At 37.5% G+C, this 818-nt stretch carries 1 pseudogene; it reads left to right on the top strand.

Annotated features, from left to right (window positions below):
• A pseudogene (locus ACFILW_RS10285) lies at positions 1 to 739 on the top strand (Ti-type conjugative transfer relaxase TraA); the annotation flags it as partial.
• Between the last annotated feature and the right edge of the window lie 79 nt (positions 740 to 818).

Raw genomic sequence — 818 nt, forward strand, 5'->3', positions numbered from 1 at the left:
ATCAAAAACAACGGAAAAAGCCCCATACCTTGCGGCTTATACGGATAACTCTAATCTAGAACAGAAGGTGCTAAGCGCTCTTAGAAATAAAAAATCTTACATTGATATGTTTAAGGAGTTAAACAGTCATTTAGCATCTATTTATAAAGATCCACAAGAGGCTGCGCTTAGGATTGAGCAAACGATTTTAGCAGGGAAAGGCGATAAACTCTCTGATATTTTGGATAGGGCACCTGATAGAGCGGGCGAACTGCGTGGATCAGATCGTTTTATCGATAAATTGAAGGCTACAGGAAAAGAACGAAAAGAAGCGCTTTATCATGTTCCTCTTGCTATTTCTTCTATTAAAATGCTTCAATCCTTTTATGAGAATTCTTATGAGACGCTGATGGTTAGTGTTACACGGGAGCGTGAACAGTTAAAAGTAGAGGTTCCGTCACTTTCACAAGAAGCAGTGACTTTTATGAAAAATGTTGAAGCTGGTCGTGATAGTTATTCAAAGATACCAGAGCAGGTTGGTGAAGAATTTTTAAAGCTGAAAAGTGCTTTAGATAAACGTTTTGGACAGGATGCCATTCATAAACAAGACTTTGACTTGTCAAAAGCAATACCCCAAAATCAGCCTCAAGATAAAAAGCTTGTGAAAGAGCTTCAAACAGCAGTTAAATTTTTGCAACAGAGACAACAGGAGCAAATCAATGCGATAGCGCGTGAAAGATCCAACGATGTGATACGGTAAGGTAAGGAATGAAAACTTGCTTCTATAGCTTATTTGAGCTATAATAAATATCAACAAAGGAGGATTTTATATGTTGAGT

Source organism: Bartonella sp. TT110JLCBS, assembly GCF_042193405.1.
GTDB lineage: Bacteria > Pseudomonadota > Alphaproteobacteria > Rhizobiales > Rhizobiaceae > Bartonella.